An 18,761-nucleotide genomic window follows, 5' to 3' on the forward strand; every position below is an offset into this window, starting at 1 on the left:
GGAATACCCAGCGTGTCGAGTGCTGGGGTAGTAGTCGTCGGTTCCGGCTTCGGCGGTGGGGTAGCCGCGCTGCGGCTCTCCGAGAAGGGCTATCGCGTCACCGTCGTGGAGGCGGGCCGGCGCTTCGCCGACACCGACTTCGCCCGATCCCCCTGGCAGTTGCACCGATTGGTGTGGGCGCCGAGGCTGCGGATGTCCGGCATCGTCGAGGTCCGTGCGCGCCGTAGGCTGCTGACCCTCACGGGCGTCGGCGTGGGCGGCGGCTCCCTCGCCTATGCGGGAGCGCACCACCGTCCGGAGCCCGAGATCTTCCGCGCACCCGGATGGGATCCGTCGGTGGACTGGCCGGCCGAGCTCGCCCCTTGCTACGACCTCGCGGAACGCATGCTGGGCTCCACGACCGTCCCCCGGCCTGACTGCGACGCCGGCGGCGACGGTGCGTTGCGGCAGGTCGCGGGCGACCTGCGGGCGACCACCACCTTCCATCCCACCCGGGTCGGCGTGTACTTCGGGCCCCCGGGGGTGCCCGCCGACGACCCGTACTTCGACGGCCGGGGCCCGGGCCGTACCGGCTGCACCGGCTGCGGATGCTGTGCCACCGGCTGCCGGGTCGGCGCGAAGAACACCCTGGTGAAGAACTACCTCCATCTCGCTGAGCAGTTGGGGGCCCGAATCCGCCCCCTCACCACCGTCACGTCGCTCCACCCGCAGCCGGGCGGCGGATGGCGGCTCCGCACGGTGCGGTCCGGCGCGCTGGTCCGCGGACGGGTCGAGACACTCGACGCCGACCAGGTGGTGCTGGCCGCCGGCGCGTGGGGCACGGTGGAGCTCCTGCACCGCTGCCGGGCCGCCGGTACCCTTCCGGCCCTCTCCCCGGCCCTGGGCACCGGCACCCGCACGAACCGGGAGGTGCTGCTCGCCATCTCGGATCCCGGCGCCGGGGTGGGCCCCGGTGTGGCCATCAGTTCCGCGCTGCGTCCCGACGACCGCACCCTGGTCCAGCTCTGCCGCCTCGGCCCGGGGTTCCACCCGCTGGGCGCCGCGTTCGTACCGCCCGTGCGGCGGTTCGGGCCGCACACCGCCCTGCTGTTCGCCATGGAGCGGGCCAACTCCACCCTCACCAGCCGCTATCGGTGCGGACGGATGACCTTCGCACCGGGCGAGGGCCCGGCCGAACCGGTGAGCCTCGCCGCAGCCCGGGCCGTGGCCGGCCGCTACGCCGAGCGTGTCGGGGGCCGCACCCACACCCTGTGGTGGGGCCCGCTGCTCCGCCTCCCCTTCACTGCCCACCTGCTGGGCGGATGCCCACTCGGCGGCGACTCGCGCACCAGCGTCATGGACGTCCACCACAGGGTGCACGGCTACCCGGGCCTGCACATCGCGGACGCTTCCGCCGTTCCCACCAACCTCGGCTGCAACCCCGCGCTCACCATAACCGCCATGGCCGAACGGGCCTTTGCCCAGTGGCCGACCGCATGAGTGGCGAGCGGCGACGGCCCGTTCCCCCACTCATCAGCCGCATCGGCCGCACCCGCCTCTTCTGCGCGCTCGCACCCCATCTGCTGCCCGTGTGCGACCGGCTGGTCCACCGGGCCACCCGCGGTCACTGGATGCCCAGCCGCCTCTTCCTCCCCACCATCCTGCTCACCACCCGTCATCCCAACGGCCACTCGCACGCCACACCGGTCTGCGCCTACCGCTACCCGGACGGCGCCTGGCTCGTCATAGCCTCCAACTTCGGCCGCCCACGGCACCCGTTGTGGAGCGACAACCTGCTGCGCGACCCGTCGGCCACGGTGACGAGCGGTGGTCGCGATCACCGGGTGACCGCCCGCCTCCTCACCCTTGACGAAGTGCGGGCGGAACGCCCCCGGATCCTGGCCGCCCTCCCCGTGTACGACCACTACGCGGCCCGCGCCGCGGAACGGACCCTCCGCGTCTTCCGCCTCGGGTCTGCTGCGAAAGTGGATCTCGGTCGTGGATGATCGGGCCTGCCGTCCGCTACGAGGCGACTGTGCCGGCCGCAGTCCTCGACGAGTGGCTGTAGCCAGCACTTTCCCCGCAGACCCCAACTGCGCGATCAGGGCTGTTCGGACGTGTGCGGACGAGCCTGAGCGGTGCCACCGTGCAGCACTTCCTCGACGAGCTCCTGAGGGTAGGCGGGTATGTCCGGCATGGCGCCGAAGAGGGCTCGTAGGTAGAGCGGTCCGAGTACGTGGTCGAGTACCCGGTCGATGTCCGGGGGATCCTCTCCGCGGGCAGCGGCACGGTCGAGGATCCGGCTGATGTCGCCGGCCCGACGTGCGAAGTGGCGGGAGCGTTCCTCCTGAGCCTCGGGTGACCCCGGCAGGGACATGGCCAGGGCGCGCAGTATCAACTGCCCTTCGGGGCGCAAGAGGCTGGAGGCTGCCGCAGTGGCCCACTGCGTCAGGTCTCCGCCCAGTGTGCCGGTGTCGGGCAATGGGGAGTCCTCTTCCAGCCGGGTGACCGCCACATCGGCCAGGAGTGCCTCACGGGTGCCCCAGCGGCGGTAGATGCTGGTGGGGTTCACGCCGGCACGCTGGGCGATCGCGGGGACGGTCACCTCCTTGCCGCCGGGCTCGGACAGCAGCTCGATCACTGCCTCGTGGACCGCCGACCGGACGCGGGCTGCGCGTCCGCCGGGGCGCGGGGTCGATGCGTTCATGCTCACACCACCAGTCTAAAGCAGATCTGTTTGCTTTTGCCGTCTCAGAGGTGCTCTACTTGTGCCGGGCGAAAGCAAAGATAATTGCTTTAGGGAGAAGTCATGAAGAACCTGGTGTTCCCCGATGACGCCCAGTTCTGGTACGAGACCCTGCGGTCGTTCGGCCACATCACCTACGGCGGCGCCGACTTCGGTGAGGTCGTCTCGACGAGCACGCGCATTGTGGAAGGCGACTACGGAAGCTGGCACGACGAGTGGCTGGACACGTCCGACCGGGTGGCCGCCGAGGCTCGACAGGCCCTGGAGAAGGGGCACTTGGTCAGCGCCCGGGACGGCTTCCTGCGGGCGTCGAACTACTACCGGTCCGCGGAGTTCTTCCTGCACGGCAACCCGTGCGACCCCCGCCACCACCACGCCTACGACCGCAGCGTGGAGTGCTTCCACGCCGCAGCGGCGCTGTTCACCCCGCGAATCGAGCCGGTCCGTATCCCCTACGAGGGCACCACACTCCCCGGCTACCTCTACCGCGTCGACACCTCCGCAGCCTCCCGACCCACCGTGATCATGCACAACGGCTTCGACGGCACGGTGGAAGAGATGTACTTCTTCGGGGCGATGGCGGGTGTGGAGCGCGGCTACAACATCCTCGCGTTCGACGGACCGGGGCAGCCCGGGCCACTCCACCACGACGGCCTGGTCTTCCGTCCTGACTGGGAGAACGTCGTGGGCCCCGTCCTCGACTTCGCCCTGGCCCTGCCGGAGGTCGACGGCGACCGGGTTGCGCTGCTCGGTAACAGCATGGGCGGACTGCTTGCCCCGAGGGCGGCGGCGTTCGAGCACCGGCTGGCCGCAGTGGTCGCCCTCGACGGCGTCCACGACCTCGGCCGGGCGGTCACCAATATCGTGCCCGGCGACCGTGACGAGGCCGAACGGCGGCTGCGCGCGGCCTCGGATCCCGAACTCGACGCCCAGCTCGAGCACTTGATCGCCGCCAACCCGGTCATGCGCTGGGCGTTGAACCACGGCATGTACGTGATGGGGGCCGAGACCCCCCGCGCCTTCGGTGCCGCCTATCTCGACTACCACCTCCGTGACGGCATCGCCGAACAGATCACCTGCCCCGCCCTTGTCTGTGAGGCCGCCGAGGACCTGTTCTTCGCCGGACAGGCCCGGCAGCTCTACGACAGCCTCACCTGCCCCAAGACCCTGCTCGAGTTCACCGCGGAAGAAGGCGCCGACGCGCACTGCCAGGCGGGAGCTCAGCGACTCGCCCTGGCCCGCATCTATGACTGGCTGGACGACACGCTGCACCACCGGCACGCGGCCGGCTAGGAGAGACGCCTCGTGCAGTCGAACTTCCGCTTCCTCACCTCCAGACGACCCGGACTGCGCGGATGGCAGGCGGTCGTGGGCATCGGATTCTCCTTCGCCGTCACGATGATGGGAACCACGCTGCCCACGCCGCTCTACCCGCTGTACCGGGCCTCCTACGGCTTCGGGGAGCTGACCACCACTGTCGTCCACGCCGTCTATGCGGTCGGTGTCCTGGCAGCGCTCCTGCTGTTCGGCCACTGGTCCGACCAGATAGGACGGATCCGGATGCTTCAAGCCGGGGTACTGCTGTCCGCCCTGTCGACGCCGGTCTTTCTCATCGGCGAGGGAACCGGCTGGCTGCTCCTCGGCCGGCTCGTGTCCGGGCTGTCCGCCGGAATCTTCACGGGCACGCACGCTGTGGTTCCTCGCCCGCCGCCCACAAGGGGCCCCAGCTAGCTGATCCTGCGACGGGCGAACGCTGCCTGCCGGGCCCTGGGGCCCTTCTTGCGGCCCTCCGCCGCGTCAGCAGGCCCGAAGGCCTGTTGCGAAAGTCCCACCGCGCCGCGACTTTCGCAACAGGCCCACGCCACCCACACCGCTCCTGGTGGCGCACACCGCCCCTGGTTGTGCACCCGAGGGGGCATCTCCCCGTGGCCACCGTCCTCGGCCTTGACCTTGCCGGTGTCCGGATTCGTGCCGCACGCCCCAAGTGCACTCGCTCACCGGACCCTTGCAGTACCAGGCGCAAGAGGTAGCCTGCCAACTCCGTGACGAAGGGAACGCCATGGAGTGGATCCACCCCGAGTACGCCGGCCTTGCAGCGGCCATGACGACCGCGCACATCGCGATGGGCGGCGAGGGCGAGCGGCCTCCGAGGGGCTCCCGCACCGGCGAACCAACGCCCGAGCAGCACTGAAACCGACCCTGGCATCACTTGGGCGAGCGCCGGGCAGGGCTGGGTCCCCACGCATTCCTCGACCAGAAGGAGATACCGTGCAACCACCGGCCGCAGACGACGGCAGGCATGCGGGCAACCCCTCGGACAAGCCGTGGACTCCTCCGCCCACCCCGCCCTCGCCCGACGGCGAGCGGCCCAAGGTGGCGTGAGCCGATGGCCAACCCCCTCCAGGGGCACGCCGCGCTCGTCCACCAACTGGACGAGCGCGGCCTGTTGAGCCCCCCATGGCGCGCCGTGTGGGAACGTACCGCTCGTGAGCCGTACCTTCCTGACCGCGTGTGGCGTCAGGACCCCGACCGGTGCCGACCGGTCACCGGCACCGTGGAACGCTCAGCCCTGGTGTACGCCGACGAACCGGTGGTGACGCAGGTGGACGACGGGGCTGAGGACGGGCCCGGCATCGCGACCTCCTCGAATTCCCAACCGTCCATGGTCGCGCGCATGCTGCACCTCCTCGATGTCCACGACGGACAGCGGGTACTGGAGATCGGTACTGCCACGGGCTACGTCGCCGCGCTCCTGTCCGCCCGGCTCGGTGACCAGTGGGTGACGAGCGTGGAAATCGACCCGTTCCTGTCGGCGCAGGCCGAGCGGAACCTCGCCGCAGCCGGCTACCGACCGCGCCTCGTGGTCACCGACGGCGAGCACGGATGGCCGACCGGTGCCCCGTATGACCGCATCATCGCCACCTGCGCGCTGCGGCACATCCCACACGAGCTGATCGACCAACTGCGGCCGGGAGGTGTGCTGGTGGCGCCTCGCGTCGGCGACTTCTGGTGCGGTTCGATCGTCCGCCTCGTTGCCGCCGAGGACGGCAGCGCTTCAGGACCCTTCACCGGGACCGCCACGTACATGCCCATGCGCTCCCACCGTGCCCCCCACGGCGCCCGCCCGGACACTTCCAACCCACGCTCACGTACCACCGCGATCCCTCCCCAGGAAGCGATCGCGCCCGGCTTGGCCCTGTACGCCGGGGCCCGCCTCCCCGGCATCACCCTGATCGAAGGCCGCCAGGATGCCGGGCTCCGCGTCTGGGTGCACGACGGCCGCGGGTCCGGCGCCATCGCGGACGCCGACAGCACCGTCACCGAATTCGGCCCCCGCAGCTTGTGGGACGAGGTGGAAGCGACCTGGCAGGAATGGAACGCATTGAAACGGCCGCCTGCCGAGGACTTCGGACTTACGGTCACCACGCACAGCGAGTACCTGTGGCTTCGGACACCGTCCACACCCGTGAGCCCCCTCCGAGCGCTGGAATCGGCCTGAACGCGACGCACGGTGGCACCGCTGTGACACGTCCGTACGCACCCGGACCGCACTGGGCGCCTCTCCAACGGCTGGTCCCCGCAGGGCCGGGACGCCGCCGCCGTCCCGGACCTGCGGAAGGTGGTCGCGGGCGGCAGTGAGGCCTCCTCGCCCGCCGATCTGCCTCAACCCCGTTCCTGGGGGCGTTCGTCGGACTCGTCGTTGCCGGCGCGCTGTTCGTCGAGCAGTGCTGAGTAGCCCGCGCATGCGGAGCCGGTTCGGTGTGCCTGGCCTTCGCTGCCCCTGAGGCTGTTCGCCCAGCGCCTGTCGTCGGCCCACGAGTGGTTTGTTGCCGGCGGCTCAGCTGACTCGTCGATCTGTGGTGGGAATGCGGCAGTCATGGCCGGAGTCTGGCGGGGGAGGGTGCCAGCACGGTGCCCAGCCGTTTGATGTGCCGGGTGACGGGAGTCGTTTCCGCGCCCAGCACACCGGGGAGGTCACCTACGCGCGTGGCCAGGTAGTCATAAAGGTCGTCAGGCTCCCGGCACAGCACGACCGCCACCACATTGCTCTGCCCGGTGGTGACGGCGGCGTATGCCACCTCGGGGTGCTCGGCCAGGCTCTCGGCCACCCGGTTCAGTGCCGCGGGCGCCACGGTGAGCCAGAGCATCGTCTCCAAAGGCCGATCGTAGAGCGCCGGGTCGATCTCCACGTCGAAGCGGAGCACTCCGGCATACCGCAGTTCCTCCATCCGGCGCCGCACCGAGGACTCCGACCAGCCGGTCGCAGCTGCCAGTTGCGGTACGGCAGCGCGCCCGTCCTGGGCGAGTACGCGAAGCAGTCGCTCGTCCCGCTCGGTGAGTCGGAGAGCGCGCGAGGTGTCCACAGCGCGGGTGAGGGCCGCGGTCTGCCGGGGGTCAAGTGCGCTCATACTGCCGCGCCAGCCCGACTCCCCGGCCACGATGCGCAGCCTGCACTGAGCTTTCACCGAGGTCAGCCGGGAGGTCTTGGGCAGCTTGGGGAGCAGCAGGCTGCCACTGAGCGAACCCTGGCGAGCCTGTGTGACGCAGGTGATCTCGGTGCCGCCGGAGGACAGTCCGACCCAGAAGGTGTCGGCGCGTTCGGCCAGTGCCTTGGCCACCGGCAGCGCCGCCTCCGGTGCGCACTCAAGGCGGACGAACCACTCGACCAGGCCCGTCCGCCCGGCATCCGGCAGCCCGACCACCCGCAAGGCCCCGGCCTCACGCAGCCGTTGGTAGCGGCGGGCGACGGTGCGGTCGGAGGTGCCGATCACGTCGGCGATCCGGCTGAACGAAGCCCGCCCGTCGAGCCGCAGGGCGTGTATCAACTGCCTGTCCAGCGTGTTCAGTACGACGGATTCCACCGTCGAACGGTACCTCGGTGTCGAGTTCGCCTGGTGAGTGGGCAATTTGGGTCATCGGATGGAGAACTGGCGGCACTCTGGGCGCCGTACCAATCCCTGTGCGTAAAGGAGTGCTCATGTCCTCTCTCGATCCGGTAGCCAAGACCGCCCGGCTGACGGCAGCCCTGCGAGCCAAGGAATCCGAGCGGCCCGACGGGCTGTTCACCGATCCGCTTGCCGCAGTGCTGGCCGGGGACTCCGGGCGGGCACTGGCCGACCAATTGGGCAATGTGCCCGCCATCGCGATTCGCACCCGGTTCTACGACGACCTGCTCACCAAGGTCACCGGTGGTCAGGACGGGCCCCGGCAACTGGTCCTGCTCGCGGCGGGCATGGACACCCGGGCCCACCGGCTGCCCTTCCCCGCCACCACCACCCTGTACGAGGTGGACCGACCAGAGCTGTTGCATCTCAAGCAGACTCTGCTGACGGACACGCCCGAGCCCGCCTGCCGCCGGGTCGCCGTCGGAGCGGATCTCGCGGGCGCTTGGCCCCGAGCGCTGGCGGAGGCCGGCTTCCGGGCGGAGCTGTCCACCTGCTGGCTCGTCGAAGGACTCACCCAGTACCTCCAAGAGTCCGATGTGCTACGGCTGTTCGATCGCATCACCGCGTGCTCGGCGCCCGGCAGCCATCTACTGGCAGACTTCGTCGCCGGATCCTTGCTCCGCGACCCTGCGGCCCGCCCCGTGTTGGACGCACTCGCCGAGCAGGGGGCGCCTTGGTGCTACGGCACGGATGCGCCACAGCCCCTGTTCACCGAGCGCAGCTGGCGGGTGGAGTCGATGTCGTTCGCCGAGGTCGGTCAGGAGTTGGGGCGATGGCCTCAGGACGGCAACACGGCGGGGGGCCACCTGGTGCATGCGGTGCGGTGAGGGTGGCCGCCGCGCGATCACGGTCTGATCCCCGCGTCTTGCTGCCCGGCTACGTGGACCGCTTCAAGGGCGTCGGCCCGTCCGGCGTCCCGGACCTGGCAGCAGCGATCCACAACCTCCACAACGACTCGCGTCAGGCGGTCGATGCTCGTCGCTGGTCGTGGCGCCGCTGCGCTGCACCGCCATCTGACGCTGCGCCTGACAGGCGCGGATCCGTCGAACAAATATATGCGCCAACTCCGCATGTTTTTGGGTGAGTTGATCTCGAATCGCGAGCCGGATTGTTTTGCACAACGCTGCCCTTCTGTTCACTCAACTGGGCTTCAGCGCGTTCCGGTGCTGTGTCTTACTGGGGTGCGCTACGCGCGTTGAGCGCATCCCCCACGACGTCAGGAGAGTTCCGGTGAGCCCCACCCGCCGTCTCATACCCACCCTGGCCGCAGGTACCTTGGCCGCTGTAGCTGCCATCGTGCCCGCGACGGCCCACGCCGCAAGCCCCTTCTCCCTGGTGATCCTGCCGGACCAGAAGGAGGGCGCGATCTACGACTTCGTCAACTCGGCGAAGAGGTCGGTCGACGTGACGATCTATGAGCTGCGCGACACCACTCTCGTCAACGACCTGGTGAAGAAGCAGAAGGCAGGCGTGAAGGTCCGCGTGGTCTTCGACTCCCAGCACGCGTCCATCGACGGCGCCGCCTACAAGGCGCTGTCCGCGGCCGGCGCCGGGGTGACGTACTCGTCCTCGGAGTACGTGTACACCCACCAGAAGACGATCACCGTCGACGGCGCCAAGTCCTACATCAGCACCGGCAACTTCGACACGAAGTACTACGCCACCTCGCGTGACTACGGCATTTTCGACACCGACAAGGCCGATGTCGCGGCGATAGAGAAGGTCTTCAACGCCGACTTCGCGAAGACCTCCGTCACCCCGTCCGACGGCACCGACCTGGTCTGGTCGCCCACCGACTCGCAGAGCCACCTGCTGGCCCTGGTCAAGGGGGCGAAGCGCAGCCTGGATGTGCAGCAGGAGGAGTTCGGCGACGCCGCCCTGGTGAACGCGATCGTCGCGGACGCCAAGCGCGGCGTCACCGTTCGCGTCGTCGCGGAGAACCAGTCCTCGAAGTACAGCAAGCAGCTCAAGAAGGTCACCGCCGCCGGTGGCAAGGTGGCCACGTACACGAGCTCCACCGGCTACTACATCCACGCCAAAGCGATCGTCGCCGACTACGGCACGTCCTCCGCGAAGGTGTTCGCCGGCTCGGAGAACTTCTCCAACAACTCGCTCAACCACAACCGCGAACTCGGCCTCATCGTCAGTGACTCCGCGGTCGTCAGCGGCATCGAGAAGGCGTTCAGCGCCGACTTCCGCAAGAGCCACCACAAGGCCTGACGCGCCACAGCACCAACGTCCGGCGCGACCCGATCCGAACCTTCTTCAATTCCCCGGGCCGCGACATTCCCACCCGGCCGCTGACTCCTGGATCGCCGGCTGAACGCATCGGTCGGCGATCGAGGGTTGGTGGCAGGGGCGGATGCCTGTGCAACGGACGCCTCGGCCGCGTTCGACCACCCATCGGCGCTACCTGCGCGCCGACCGTGTCACGCCTGCGCCGCTCCGAGCCCGGGGGAGCGCGGCGCGCCGTTGGCGCGCTTTGGGCTACAGCGGTCTTGCGGTCTTGCGGTCTTCGGCGCGGCCGAGGCGCCTCACCTGCTCGGGCTCCGAGCGCCCTCCTGCCTCGTGGCGGTGGGGGGCTTTGTGCCGGTCGTCACCCTCGGGCCGTTGCCGGACCTACCCCTGCGTCCCCCCGGCGGAGCCGGGTCGTAGGGTGGGTGGGCGCAAGTGTTCGTATACAGATCGACGGGGGTTGCAGTGGCGCGGAAGACGGATTCGGACACGGTGCGGCGGCTGCGCTCCAGTGCCGTCATCCTTGGTGGCATGGGGGTGCTCGCCGCGGCCCTCACTTCCTGCGGGAGTGAGCCGGACAAACGGTGTGTGGACCCCAAAAGCCATGACAAGGCCCAGGGGTACCGCGTGATCAGCCCCTCGCAGTGCGAGGGGAAGGGAACGTCCGGTCACCCGGCCGGCCAGTGGTACTACGGCTCCGGCGGCTCGGGTCGTTACGCCAAGGGCGGCAGCTTCAGCAAGAGCGCGGTGGTGGAACGCGGGGGCTTCGGCTCCGGGCACGGCTCCTCGGGCGGCTGACCGCACGATGCGCCGCCACACCATCGAGCCCCGCCCCGACTGGCAGACCATCGTCGAGGCCCAGGGTCTGATCTATCCCCTCACCCGGTACCCCGACGACTCCTTGCGCCCCTACTGGGACGAGAGCGCGTACTACTCCTTCTCGGCGGCCGAGATCGAGTCGCTGGAGGAGGTCGTCGAGGAGCTGCACGGCATGTGCCTGGCCGCCGCCGAGCACATCGTCACCCACGACCGGTTCGCCGACCTCGGCATCACCGATCCGCAGCTGGCCGCCAGGGTCGCCGAGGCATGGCGCCGCCGCGCCGAACTCCCCTCTCTCTACGGCCGTTTCGACCTCCGCTACGACGGCATCGGTCCGGCCAAAATGCTCGAATACAACGCCGACACCCCCACCTCCCTGGTGGAGGCCGCCAGCCCCCAGTGGTTCTGGATGGAGGACCGGTTCCCGACCGCCGACCAGTGGAACTCGCTGCATGAGCGACTGGTCGACGCCTGGAAACGGCAGGCGGCCCTGCTGCCGCCCGGCGCCCCGCTGCACTTCGCGCACTCGGCCGCCGACGAACTGGGCGAGGACCTGATGACCGTCGCCTACCTGCGGGAAACGGCCGAGCAAGCGGGACTGACGACCGAGGCGATCGCCATGGAGGAGATCGGCTGGGACAGGCTCTCCGGGCGCTTCGTCGACCAGCGGCTGCGCTTCATCCGGGCCTGCTTCAAGCTCTACCCCTGGGAGTGGCTGGCCAGCGACGCCTTCGGTCCGAGCGTGCTGGACACCCTCGACAACGGCGGCGCCACCGGCACCACCCTGTGGATCGAGCCCGCCTGGAAGATGCTGCTCTCCAACAAGGCCCTGCTGGCCATCCTCTGGGAACTCTTCCCCGGCCACCCCAACCTCCTTCCCGCCTACCTGGACGGCCCCCGCGACCTGGCCGCCCCCGACGGCCCCGGCTATGTCGCCAAGCCCCTGCTGGGCAGGGAGGGCGCGGGTGTCACCGTCCACCCGCCGGGATCCGCTGCGGCGCGGCCCGAAGAGCTGTGCTGCTACCAGGAGTTGGCGCCGCTGCCCGAGTTCGACGGAAACCGGGTGGTGCTCGGAACCTGGGTGGTCGAAGACGAGGCCGCCGGGCTGGGCATCCGCGAATCCGCGGGCCTGGTCACCGACGGGTACGCACGCTTCCTGCCGCACCTCATCCGTTGAGAATGCGATGCGGCAGCGCACCGCATCGGCGGCCTGCCGGTCGGAAGGCTCCGTGAGGAACTGCCACACGTACACGGTGGCCGGTTGAGCGGGGGACAGGCCCGGTGTGCCGCCCCGCGGGGACCGCTCCGGGAAGTCCCGTGCAGTCACGGCGACGACGCGACGTAAGGGATCCACGGAAGCAACCGCCGTCTCGCGATGGACCCGCTCGGCCTGCCCGTGTTGATCACGGTGACACCCACCGGCCTCCCGGGCCGCGACGCCGCCCGCGACCCGTGCCGGCGGCTCCCCTTCACCCAGCCGAAGATCACCAGATCTGGACCCACCACAGCTACGCCGGCGAATTCGTGGACAGTGCCCGTGAACGCCAAGGCGCTCGCCCTGCGCATGATCTCCAGGCCGAAGGGCGTCAGGGCTTCGGCCTCCTGCCCCGCCGCTGGAAGGGCGAGCCCACGATCGGCTGGTGCATGAACGCCCGCCGCAACGCACGCGACCACGAGCGGTGGACCCAGCGCTCCGAAGCCCACCGGAACAGGGCGCTCATCACCATGACGCCCCGGCGCCTGCCCCGCAAAGAAGCGGCCCGCGGCCGGACACGCCGGCTGCCCCCGACGCCCTGTGCCGGCCGGGCCGGATGATCGTCCTGTCGGCAGCGGGCTAGCTTGCTAGGATGCTAGCATCGCCTCGTGGGTGATGAGGAAGTGAAGCAGTTCAACGTGTACCTGCCGATCGGGCTGATCAAGCAGGTCAAGTACCGAGCCCTTGAGTCGGGCATGTCGTTGTCGGCGTTGGTTGCTGACGCGCTGCGCGCCTACCTCGACGACGGCCAGGGGCACAAGCCGCAATCGACTGACAAGGAGACCTGACATGGCGACGGAAGGAATCGAGGCCGTCTTCCTGACGACCCACAACTGGGGCAAGGCGGCGAAGTTCTTCCAATCGCTGGGCTACGAGTTGGACTTCTCGACCGACCACAACTCCGGCCAGCTCCGCAACGGCGACGGGCCGTACGTCTTCATCGCCGAGGTTCCCGAGGACCAAGAGCCGCAGACGCGGATTGTGCTGAAGGTGCCGGACGCCGACGCGTTCCGTGCCGATCCCGGCGTCGAGGTGGTCACGCCGTTCGAGGACACCCATTACGGAACCAGGGAGATGACCGTCCGCGACCCCGACGGGCGTCTGTGGAGCCTCCAGGCTCCCGCCGAGAACTGACCGCAACGAGAGGGGAAGCGTCATGGAAGGCAAGCAGACAGGGGCGCCGGACAGCACTGCGGTGCGGACCGCCCTCTGGCGGGCACTGCACGTCCAGATCGACCCGCCACCGCACGTGCTCAAGGACGAGATCGGCCTGCGGCTGGCGGCACCCGGCGACGACTGGCGCCGCCGCCCCGACATGGACCCGCACGCCACCAGAGGATTCCGGGCGGCCATCGTGGCCCGCGCCCGTTTCATCGAGGACCTGATCGCGGAGCAGGCCGACCGCGGCATCGCTCAGTACGTCATCCTGGGCGCCGGCCTGGACACCTTTGCCCAGCGAAGGCCGGAGGTCACCTCCCGCCTACGCGTCTTCGAAGTCGACCAGCCCGGCACCCAGGCATGGAAGCGCCGTCGCCTGGTCGAACTCGCCTACGGCATCCCCGACGGGCTGCGTTTGGTGCCGGTCGACTTCGAGGCGAGCGAAGACTGGCTGGAGAAGCTGGCCGCTGCCGGCTTCGACCCCAGTCGGCCGGCGGTCATCGTCTCCACCGGCGTCACCATGTACCTCACCAAGGACGCCACCGCCACCACCCTGCGCCAGATAGCGGGGCTCGCACCCGGTTCGACGCTCGCCATGACCTTCCTGCTGCCGCCCGAACTGCTCCACGACGCCGATCGCCCCGGCCTCCGGACGAGCAAGGAAGGCGCGCAAGCATCCGGAACGCCGTTCATCAGCTTCTACACCCCGTCCGAGATGCTGGCACTGGCCCGCGAAGCCGGCTTCGGAGACGTCCGACACGTGGCGGGAGACTCGCTCGCCGAGCGCTACTTCGCCGATCGCGCCGACGGCCTCCGCCCGTCAAGCGGAGAGGACCTGCTGCTGGCGACTATCTGATCTCTCGTCAACACCCGCTGCTCCCAAAGGCCTTCGCTCCTCGTGGGTGCCCGAAGGATGCTGCGCCCGCTCGTCGAGGGCGGCTTCCCCGATCCCACTCGGCATCCGGACACGCACTCAGCGACGGCTGTACGCCGTCCATGGCAGCGATGACGTGTCCCTGTTCTCGGCCCGGCAGCGCCCGTCCTCACGGATCGGGAGTTGGAGGGTGCCCTGGACGGCTGATTCCTGCATGGTGCCGGGGAGGACGACGCCAGTCAGAGGACCGCCTGCCGCCGGGCGGGGCGCGTCCACGGGATCAATGCCGGTACTCGCGCGCGATAGAGCTCGTAGGACGATCCGAACTGGTCGGCCATCAGGCCGTCCTCGATCCGGACCCGGCGGAGCAGCCAGGGGACGGCAACCACCAGGAAGGCAATCCAGACACCGAAGCCGCAGGCCAGCATGCCGCCGACGATCAAGCCGAGGAGGCCGGTGTATATGGGGTGGCGGACCAGCCGGTAGGGACCGTCCGTACGCAGCTCGTGGTGCTCCTGGACCATGGGGATGCTGGCCCACATCGTGCCCAGGACCCATCGGGCCCACAGCAGCAAAGCGGTGGAGGCGACGGCGAGCAGGGCGCCCAGGAGAGCGAGCTCGGGTTGCCAGTACTGGAGGTGGTGCCACAGGTGTGGGGTGTGTCCGACCAGTGCGGAGAACGCGTAGGCGCCTGCGATGAGCAGCACCCTGCGGGGCAGGGTGCGACGCAATCCGCGCACCCAGGCGCCCGGGCCGGCCGGGCCCTTCAGCCCGAAATAGACAGCACCCACGAACCAGGCCACGACAAAGATCAGAACACAGACACCTGTGAGAACGACAAGTACCGAGTGAAGTGAGCTCATGGCTCAAGGCTGCTCCTCGTTCACAACGGATGGCCACCACCCTGGGGTTGATGTGGAGGTCTCCACCCACGGGTGGATACCCAACCGGCGCCGCACCGGTGTCGCGGCCGGTGCCGGCACGCTCGATGCGCCGGGCGCTGAGCGAGACACCGCCGAGGCACTTTCCCTCGATTCGCGATCGGAACCGGGCGGGGCGGATGCTGTGCCAGGATTCCTGACCTGTTGCCGGTGTGGCGAAGTGGCGTCCTGTTCGCCGGGTGTCAGTCGCAGGGCATGCAAGGCCACGGCGAGGTCGGCGACTGTGCGGGGGTCGCGCAGCGAGCGCCCGGTCAGTTCCTCGATTCTGTGCAGCCGGTAGCGGACGGTGTTGCGGTGGCAGTACAGGAACCGTGCCGCGTCGGCCGTCGAGCCTGCTGCCGCGAACCAGCACTCCAGGGTTTCCAGCAGACGGTCCCGTTCGCCGGCCGGGAGCTGAAGTACGCCTTCGAGGACGGCACGGGCGATCCGTCCCGCTTCGTCGGGAGCGGCTGCTACCAGCAAGGCGGTCGGGCTGTTGTCGAAGCGTGCGATGCCTGTGGGCCGACCGCGTGTGCCGGTGAGTGTTAGGCGGGCGAGCCGGAGGGCTTTGGGGGCTCGCGCAGGTGACGGTAGGTGGGGCTGACGCCTACCGGGGCGGTGAGTGATCGCTCCAGGATGCGCAGGGCCGCATCGTCGGCTCCCGGATGCCGGACGGCGATCACGCCGATGTGCAGGTCGGGGAGCAGGCGCCAGGCCGACCGCAGTTGTTCGGCACGGAGGCGTGTCTCGATTCCGGGCAGTGCCTCCCGGTCGGGGCCGGGCACTTCGGCGGCGACCACGACGTAGGGACCACGTGTGGGCAGGCCGAGGACGTCGGCGGCCTCCCAGAGGGTTGTGCGGTCGGTGAGCAGGCCGGTGAACAGGGCCTCGACCATGGCCGAGCGTTCCCGCTCGCGTTGCAGCACGAGCTCGGAGACCGCCTCGCGGTAGGCATCGCTGGCCGATGCCGCGAGGCCCTGGTTGACCCACCAGGCGGCCAGGGACGTGATGGCACCTCGGCACCTCCGACCTCGGCTTCGTCGATGTCGTGATTGCCTGCTCAGCCCTGGCCGTGACCGACCCGCTCGGGTCTCCCCGCCACAACCTCTACGGCGACACGCTCAGCAAGCGGCTCGACTCGGCGGCAGCGCAGCTGACCGACGGTCTGCACAAGCTGTCCGCCAAGGCCCGCCAAGCCAAGGTGGTCGTCGTCGGCTACCCATCGGTGCTCCCCGACGACCCGACGACATGCCTGGGCAAGATGCCCGTCACGACCGGCGATCTGCGCTTCCTGCGCTCCATCCTCGGCGAACTCGACGAGGAGGTGGCCCAGGCCGCCACCGCGGCGGGCGCCACATACGTCGACACCCGCACTCCGACCAAGGGCCACGACAGCTGTTCCGCGTCCCCCTGGATCGAAGGTCTCGTGCCGGCCTCGCCCGCGGCACCGCTGCACCCCGATGCGGTCGGCGAACGCGTCATGGCCGAGACGGTGCTGAGGGCGCTGAACTGCTGAACCCCTGAACCGCCCGAGCGTCCTGCACCATCCGCCGGCACACCGTGTCATCGCCCTGCCACTTCACCAACGACGCGCAGTGACCCGGTGTAGCACCGGACCATGCTGGCGCACTCCGCCCGACGCACTTCGCATGGCGCACTCCGCCCTGCCTGCTCTCATCCGGCGGGGCGGAGTGCGTCGGACGGTCATGACTGTGACGACGCTTTTGGATAACGATCTCGACCCATGACCATTCCTGAGGAGCTGTGGCCTTCACCTCACAGGTGATTGACTACGGCGCATGGACCTCGCGCAAGCGCTCCCCACATGCACCGACATGCCGACGAGCTGCCCCGGTCGGGACGCCGGCCGCCATCCCCTCACCCGACGGGATGGCCTGTCATGAGTACCCCTGGTATACCGCCGGAGCCCGGCCGCACCTCTATGACTCGGGATGCGCCCCCGTTCGACCCGGAACTGAGCGTGGCTCTTGAGGCGTTGGGGGACGAGGCGAGGAAGCCGTTCACCCGGGAGAACCTTGCCGCCCGGCAGAAGCAGGATGCTGCGGCCCGGCCCAGGCCGACAGTCCGGGACCTCCAGGCCGACGGCCGCTTCGAGGTGGCCGAGCTGCGCGTGCCGGCAGCGCCGGGCGAGCACGACATCACGCTCGTCAGCGCACGGCCCGCAGGCATCGCCGGACCGCTGCCGCTGCTGTACTACATGCACGGCGGCGGAATGATCGCGGGCAACGCGTGGTCCGTACTTCCGCGGCTGCTCCGGGAATGGGCTCTCACACTGGAGTTGGCCGTCGTCTCCGTCGAGTACCGGTTGGCGCCTCAGGCGCAGTACCCCGGACCGGTCGAGGACTGTTACGCCGGATTCGTCTGGGTGACTGAGCACGCGGCCCGACTGGGCATCGACGCGGACCGCATCATCATCGGAGGAAAGAGCGCCGGCGGCGGACTCGCCGCGGCACTCGCCCTGCTCACCCGTGACCGAGGCGGACCCACACCGATCGGTCAACTGCTCCTGTGCCCGATGCTCGACGACCGCAACAACACCTTCTCCGGTCACCAGATGGCCGGCCTCGACACCTGGGACCGAACCTCCAACGCAACCGCGTGGCAGGCGCTGCTGGGCGACCTGTACGGCGCTGCGGACCTCCCGCCCTACGCGGCTCCAGCTCGCGCCACGGATCTGTCCAAGCTACCCCCGGCCTACATCGAGGTCGGGTCGGCCGAGACCCTCAGGGACGAGGACGTGGCCTATGCCCAGGCGATCTGGCAGGCCGGCGGCCAAGCCGAACTGCACGTATGGCCCGGAGCCTTTCACGGCTTCGACACCTTTGCGCCGCAGGCAGCTCTCAGCCAGGACGCCCGCAACGCCCGTTCCCACTGGCTTCGGCGCATCCTCACACAGTCCGACGCGAGCAGCGGGCCTGCCTGCTGAGCACGTTACGGGCGCCCGGGAGTTGGAAATCCGTCGCTCTCCTTCTGCACCTGCCGGCCGGATGACGTGGCGCTCTGCTTGCCTGCGTTGGTGATGAATCCCAGGGCGGACCCCGAGTTCGGTCTTCTCGTGCGCGCTTCGTTGCCGTGGCTTCTTGAGTCGGCGGGGCACGGTCTTGATCTTGTCGAGGTGTTCGTACACCGTGGAACGGGGCACGCCGAACAGGTCGGCGAATGTTCCCCAGTGAAGAAGGGACAGCAATCATGGCCAACAGCGCCCTCCTCGTGATGGACGTCCAGCGGGACATCATGGAAATCGCGGACGGCGATTCCGGATATCTGCTGCGCCTGCGCAGAGCGATCGACGGTGCCCGGGCGGCAGGCATCCCCGTGATCTACGTGGTCATCGGGTTGCGCCCGGGCTGTCCGGAGGTCAGTACCCGTAACAGGGTGCTCACCGCGGCCGTGCGGGAAGGACTGTTCACCGAGGGGGACCCCGGTACGGAGATCCACCACGACATCGCGCCCCGGGAGGGCGATGTCGTGGTCACCAAGAGGCGCGGAAGCGCGTTCTCGGGCAGCGATCTCGACCTGGTGCTCAGGGGCCGTGGCATCGACAGCCTTGTTCTCACCGGCATCGCCACCAGCGGTGTAGTGCTCTACACCCTGTGCCAAGCCAACGACCTGGACTTCGGCCTCACCGTCCTGTCGGATGTCTGCCTCGACACCGACCCCGAGGTGCATCGGACCCTCACGGAGAAGTTGTTCCCGCAGTGGGCAGATGTCGTGACCGTCGAGGAATGGCTCAAGGACATCGCTCCCTTCTAGTAGTGCTTGGTCAGGTTGATCTTGGTGGTGCGTGTCCTTCTGTCGCTGTGTGCGT

General features: G+C 69.2%; 22 protein-coding genes. 16 read left to right on the forward strand and 6 right to left on the reverse strand.

The genetic code is table 11. The annotated features are described in order from the left end of the window. Positions 1 to 12 precede the first annotated feature (12 nt). Together IEZ17_RS35895 and IEZ17_RS35900 are read left to right on the forward strand one after the other, a co-directional pair. A complete protein-coding gene (locus IEZ17_RS35895) occupies positions 13 to 1,479 on the forward strand; it encodes an FAD-dependent oxidoreductase (protein ID WP_189307669.1) in 1,467 nt (488 codons plus the stop codon). Further along, positions 1,476 to 1,985 (forward strand): nitroreductase family deazaflavin-dependent oxidoreductase, encoded by a 510-nt coding sequence (locus tag IEZ17_RS35900; protein WP_189307671.1) that lies wholly within the window; start codon positions 1,476 to 1,478, stop codon positions 1,983 to 1,985. Before IEZ17_RS35895 ends, IEZ17_RS35900 begins: the two co-directional genes overlap by 4 nt. A gap of 95 nt (positions 1,986 to 2,080) precedes the next feature. On the opposite strand, the gene IEZ17_RS35905 is transcribed toward IEZ17_RS35900, so the two are convergent. Continuing rightward, on the reverse strand, positions 2,081 to 2,686 hold the full coding sequence (locus IEZ17_RS35905; protein WP_189307706.1) for a TetR/AcrR family transcriptional regulator: 606 nt from the start codon (positions 2,684 to 2,686) through the stop codon (positions 2,081 to 2,083). A 102-nt stretch (positions 2,687 to 2,788) separates the two neighbouring features. Between IEZ17_RS35905 and IEZ17_RS35910 the strand changes: the two genes are divergently transcribed. The 4 genes from IEZ17_RS35910 (at position 2,789) to IEZ17_RS35920 (ending at position 6,224) form a co-directional block, all read left to right on the forward strand. Then, positions 2,789 to 4,018, forward strand: a complete 1,230-nt coding sequence (locus tag IEZ17_RS35910; RefSeq protein WP_189307674.1) for an alpha/beta hydrolase family protein — start codon at positions 2,789 to 2,791, stop codon at positions 4,016 to 4,018. Between the two features lie 12 nt (positions 4,019 to 4,030). Further along, a complete protein-coding gene (locus IEZ17_RS35915; protein ID WP_229852973.1) occupies positions 4,031 to 4,456 on the forward strand; it encodes an MFS transporter in 426 nt (141 codons plus the stop codon). Between the two features lie 328 nt (positions 4,457 to 4,784). Then, positions 4,785 to 4,916 carry a hypothetical protein gene (locus IEZ17_RS44010; RefSeq protein WP_268249883.1) on the forward strand — a complete coding sequence of 44 codons (132 nt, stop codon included), beginning with the start codon at positions 4,785 to 4,787 and terminating at the stop codon, positions 4,914 to 4,916. A gap of 195 nt (positions 4,917 to 5,111) precedes the next feature. Continuing rightward, the gene (locus tag IEZ17_RS35920) at positions 5,112 to 6,224 is read left to right on the forward strand and encodes a methyltransferase domain-containing protein (RefSeq protein ID WP_189307676.1); all 1,113 of its coding nucleotides are present in this window, start codon (positions 5,112 to 5,114) and stop codon (positions 6,222 to 6,224) included. A 164-nt stretch (positions 6,225 to 6,388) separates the two neighbouring features. On the opposite strand, the gene IEZ17_RS35925 is transcribed toward IEZ17_RS35920, so the two are convergent. Further along, the gene (locus IEZ17_RS35925; RefSeq protein ID WP_189307677.1) at positions 6,389 to 6,604 is read right to left on the reverse strand and encodes a hypothetical protein; all 216 of its coding nucleotides are present in this window, start codon (positions 6,602 to 6,604) and stop codon (positions 6,389 to 6,391) included. Next, positions 6,601 to 7,587 carry an Lrp/AsnC family transcriptional regulator gene (locus IEZ17_RS35930; protein ID WP_189307679.1) on the reverse strand — a complete coding sequence of 329 codons (987 nt, stop codon included), beginning with the start codon at positions 7,585 to 7,587 and terminating at the stop codon, positions 6,601 to 6,603. The genes IEZ17_RS35925 and IEZ17_RS35930 overlap by 4 nt, the downstream gene beginning before the upstream one ends. Positions 7,588 to 7,703: 116 nt before the next feature. Between IEZ17_RS35930 and IEZ17_RS35935 the strand changes: the two genes are divergently transcribed. The 7 genes from IEZ17_RS35935 to IEZ17_RS35965 all read left to right on the forward strand — a co-directional run bounded on the left by IEZ17_RS35935 (position 7,704) and on the right by IEZ17_RS35965 (position 13,994). Beyond that, entirely contained in the window at positions 7,704 to 8,498 is a 795-nt protein-coding gene (locus IEZ17_RS35935; protein WP_189307681.1) for a class I SAM-dependent methyltransferase, read from the forward strand. Between the two features lie 448 nt (positions 8,499 to 8,946). Then, the gene (locus IEZ17_RS35940) at positions 8,947 to 9,891 is read left to right on the forward strand and encodes a phospholipase D-like domain-containing protein (protein WP_229852974.1); all 945 of its coding nucleotides are present in this window, start codon (positions 8,947 to 8,949) and stop codon (positions 9,889 to 9,891) included. Between the two features lie 546 nt (positions 9,892 to 10,437). Then, on the forward strand, positions 10,438 to 10,704 hold the full coding sequence (locus IEZ17_RS35945) for a hypothetical protein (protein ID WP_189307712.1): 267 nt from the start codon (positions 10,438 to 10,440) through the stop codon (positions 10,702 to 10,704). Positions 10,705 to 10,711: 7 nt separating this feature from the next. Beyond that, the gene (locus IEZ17_RS35950; RefSeq protein ID WP_189307683.1) at positions 10,712 to 11,902 is read left to right on the forward strand and encodes a glutathionylspermidine synthase family protein; all 1,191 of its coding nucleotides are present in this window, start codon (positions 10,712 to 10,714) and stop codon (positions 11,900 to 11,902) included. A gap of 686 nt (positions 11,903 to 12,588) precedes the next feature. Beyond that, positions 12,589 to 12,768 (forward strand): ribbon-helix-helix domain-containing protein, encoded by a 180-nt coding sequence (locus IEZ17_RS35955; protein WP_189307685.1) that lies wholly within the window; start codon positions 12,589 to 12,591, stop codon positions 12,766 to 12,768. A 1-nt stretch (position 12,769) separates the two neighbouring features. Then, positions 12,770 to 13,114 (forward strand): VOC family protein, encoded by a 345-nt coding sequence (locus IEZ17_RS35960; RefSeq protein WP_189307686.1) that lies wholly within the window; start codon positions 12,770 to 12,772, stop codon positions 13,112 to 13,114. 22 nt (positions 13,115 to 13,136) lie between these two features. After that, positions 13,137 to 13,994 carry a class I SAM-dependent methyltransferase gene (locus IEZ17_RS35965; protein ID WP_189307688.1) on the forward strand — a complete coding sequence of 286 codons (858 nt, stop codon included), beginning with the start codon at positions 13,137 to 13,139 and terminating at the stop codon, positions 13,992 to 13,994. A 257-nt stretch (positions 13,995 to 14,251) separates the two neighbouring features. Here IEZ17_RS35965 and IEZ17_RS35970 read toward each other — a convergent pair whose 3' ends face one another. The 3 genes from IEZ17_RS35970 to IEZ17_RS35980 form a co-directional block, all read right to left on the reverse strand. After that, positions 14,252 to 14,875 carry a methyltransferase family protein gene (locus IEZ17_RS35970; RefSeq protein WP_189307690.1) on the reverse strand — a complete coding sequence of 208 codons (624 nt, stop codon included), beginning with the start codon at positions 14,873 to 14,875 and terminating at the stop codon, positions 14,252 to 14,254. Between the two features lie 3 nt (positions 14,876 to 14,878). Then, positions 14,879 to 15,415, reverse strand: a complete 537-nt coding sequence (locus IEZ17_RS43365; protein ID WP_229852976.1) for a PucR family transcriptional regulator — start codon at positions 15,413 to 15,415, stop codon at positions 14,879 to 14,881. A gap of 62 nt (positions 15,416 to 15,477) precedes the next feature. Then, positions 15,478 to 15,858, reverse strand: a complete 381-nt coding sequence (locus tag IEZ17_RS35980; protein ID WP_189307692.1) for a hypothetical protein — start codon at positions 15,856 to 15,858, stop codon at positions 15,478 to 15,480. 146 nt (positions 15,859 to 16,004) lie between these two features. Here IEZ17_RS35980 and IEZ17_RS35985 point away from each other — a divergent pair, with 146 nt between their 5' ends. From IEZ17_RS35985 to IEZ17_RS35995, 3 genes are all read left to right on the forward strand, one after another. Then, complete coding sequence (locus IEZ17_RS35985; RefSeq protein ID WP_189307695.1) at positions 16,005 to 16,448, forward strand: GDSL-type esterase/lipase family protein; 444 nt, start codon at positions 16,005 to 16,007, stop codon at positions 16,446 to 16,448. A 384-nt stretch (positions 16,449 to 16,832) separates the two neighbouring features. Continuing rightward, entirely contained in the window at positions 16,833 to 17,879 is a 1,047-nt protein-coding gene (locus tag IEZ17_RS35990) for an alpha/beta hydrolase (RefSeq protein WP_229852977.1), read from the forward strand. Positions 17,880 to 18,142: 263 nt separating this feature from the next. Then, entirely contained in the window at positions 18,143 to 18,706 is a 564-nt protein-coding gene (locus IEZ17_RS35995; protein WP_189307697.1) for a cysteine hydrolase family protein, read from the forward strand. Positions 18,707 to 18,761: the final 55 nt, after the last annotated feature.

The sequence above is a fragment of the Streptomyces albospinus genome (assembly GCF_014648695.1).
GTDB lineage: Bacteria > Actinomycetota > Actinomycetes > Streptomycetales > Streptomycetaceae > Streptomyces > Streptomyces albospinus.